2 protein-coding genes are annotated in these 2,519 nt (G+C 48.0%); both read right to left on the reverse strand.

What is annotated here, in order from left to right:
• Window positions 1-229 precede the first annotated feature (229 nt).
• A complete protein-coding gene (locus MC7420_RS33895; RefSeq protein WP_006106409.1) occupies window positions 230-892 on the reverse strand; it encodes a hypothetical protein in 663 nt (220 codons plus the stop codon).
• A 1,010-nt stretch (window positions 893-1,902) separates the two neighbouring features.
• Window positions 1,903-2,519: tetratricopeptide repeat protein (locus MC7420_RS33900; protein ID WP_044211274.1), on the reverse strand; the 617-nt coding region annotated here is incomplete at its 5' end.

Here is a 2,519-nt window from a genome sequence, read left to right on the forward strand (position 1 = left end):
AATCCGGTTCCCCTTCTCCCCCGGTGGGAGAAGGGGTTAGGGGATGAGGGGGAAAATGTCAAAGAATAGACAGACACAGCTTAGGGGGTTAGGGGATGAGGGGGAAAATGTCAAAGAATAGACAGACACAGCTTAGGGGGTTAGGGGATGAGGGGGAAAATGTCAAAGAATAGACAGACACAGCTTAGGGGGTTAGGGGATGAGGGGGAAAATGTCAAAGAGCACCCCATCACCCAGGAATCATCATACTCACCGTTTGACTCCAAGGTCCCGACTCTCCTTTTCTATTCACCCAGCGCAACATAAAATAAGCCGTTTTCCCCACATCTTCACCCTTAAATTCCATCACATAAGGGGTTGCTGTATCTAACGCCACAAAGGTTAAATCTTTGGGATCAGTCGGCGGCGGATCACCAATTTTGAGCCAAATTTCGCTCCCCATTACGCCACTGGGTTTAGCCTTACGAGTGGGTGTTGTTTCGTCAACAAAATGAATTTCTAATTGATAGCGTCCTTTCACTTCTACGCGAGGAATTGGACGAGTTGTCGGTTCACCCAGGCTACTGGCAGTTGATTTAGACACAGTGATGCCTAAACCTTGGCGCATAGCATCGGTCATTTGAGGATTAACCTGAAGTTGATTAACCAATTGACGCAATAAAGACTTATACTGTTTACCGCTATCATCTTTGTCTTGGCGGGCACTTTCGGCAGCAGACTGGGCGGCAATATGGTTATTGTAAGCGGTTGTCCAGGTTGTTTGAGCCGTGGTAATCGGTGTAATTTCTTCGGCAGTGAGTCCTAAATCGGTGAGATAATTAGTTAACGTGGCAATAAAGTTCCCTTGCCAATTATTGAAGTCAGCATCTGAGCGGGGCATATAGCTACTCATCTGGCAATTGTTCTCCCCAACAATAATTTGATTTGTCTATTTTAATCGATGGTTCAGGGTTACGGTGTCAGGGTGCGTTGATACAATAGGACGGTGCTTTGGTACGGTGTCATGGTGCTTTGGTACGGAGCAATGGGACGTAAGTACGGATGAATGGGACGTAAGTACGGAGTGATGGGACGTAAGTACGGATGAATGGGACGTAAGTACGGATGAATGGGACGTAAGTACCGATGAATGGGACGTAAGTACCGATGAATGGGACGTAAGTACGGATGAATGGGACGTAAGTACGGAGTGATGGTTTTTTAGCTTGTCACCTCGTCACCTCGTCATCTCGTCACCCCGTCACCCCGTCACCCCGTCACCTCAATCTCTATATGTAGTGGTGTGACACAGCTAAAATTGTGGGATAGATTTTACGATTAAATAAAACGACGGCCAGTCCAGGGTGCTAAAAAGACCCACGCCGGGGAGACAGGAGCAACATTTCACCCTCATCCCCTAACCCCTTCTCCCATCAAGGGAGAAGGGGAATTGGAATATAAGACCTTTCTTGCTCCCCTCTCCCCGGCGTGGGAGAGGATACTGCTGGTCATTAACTGAGGGGTCAGACCCCTCCCCAAACCCCTCCCCGACGCGGGGAGGGGCTTTGATGCTCCCCCTTCCCTCGCAGGGAAGGGGGCTGGGGGGTTAGGTTTTTCCAATTCGCCAGCAGTATCGGGAGAGGGGCTGGGGGTGAGGGGTTGAGCTTAAGTTGACACCAATGCACGTCGGTGCGTCCCTACAATTCTAATCCACCAAATAAGGTGTGCCATGCCGCCATTGTGTGTTAGCGCCGCGTAACGCACCAATTACAGCAACCGCCATAGCGGTTAGGACACATCCTATAGTAGAGACGTTCCGCCGGAACGTCTAAAACAACAGCGATAAAACGGTGCGTTACAGCGCACAGGTGTTTTGTTAGGGATAAAATTCAATAAAAACTATGCGCCTAACGCACCCTACACCTATTGATGCCATTCTTCGCGCATTCTTTGCAAATTTGCACGGATAGTGATTGTATTGGGATGGTCATCTCCCAATAGGCGTTTATTCAACGCTAAAGCTTGCAGAAACAAAGGTTCAGCTTCACTATACCTTCCCTGTGATGAATAGAGTCCTGCCAAATTGTTCAGACTTTCTGCGACATCAGGATGGTCATCAGCCAGCAGGCGTTTTCTCAACTCTAAAGCTTGCTTCAACAAAGGTTCGGCTTCACTATACCGTCCTTGTGAATCGTAGAGTCCTGCCAGATTGTTCAGACTTCTTGCGACATCGGGATGGTCATCACCCAGCAGGCGTTTATATAACTCTAAAGCTTGCAGATACAAAAGTTCGGCTTTTTCATACCTTCCCTGTGATGAATAGAGATATGCCAGATTATTCAGACTGGTTGCGACATGAGGATGGTTATCTCCCAGCAGGCTTTTTATCAATTCCAAGGCTTGCAGATACAACGGTTCAGCTTCTGAATACCTTCCCTGTGATGAGTAGAGCAGAGCCAGATTGTTGAGACTGATTGCTAAATCGGAATGGTCATCTCCCAGTAGGCGTTTTGTCAATTCTAAGGCTTGCAAATACAAAG

The organism is Coleofasciculus chthonoplastes PCC 7420 (assembly GCF_000155555.1).
GTDB lineage: Bacteria > Cyanobacteriota > Cyanobacteriia > Cyanobacteriales > Coleofasciculaceae > Coleofasciculus > Coleofasciculus chthonoplastes_A.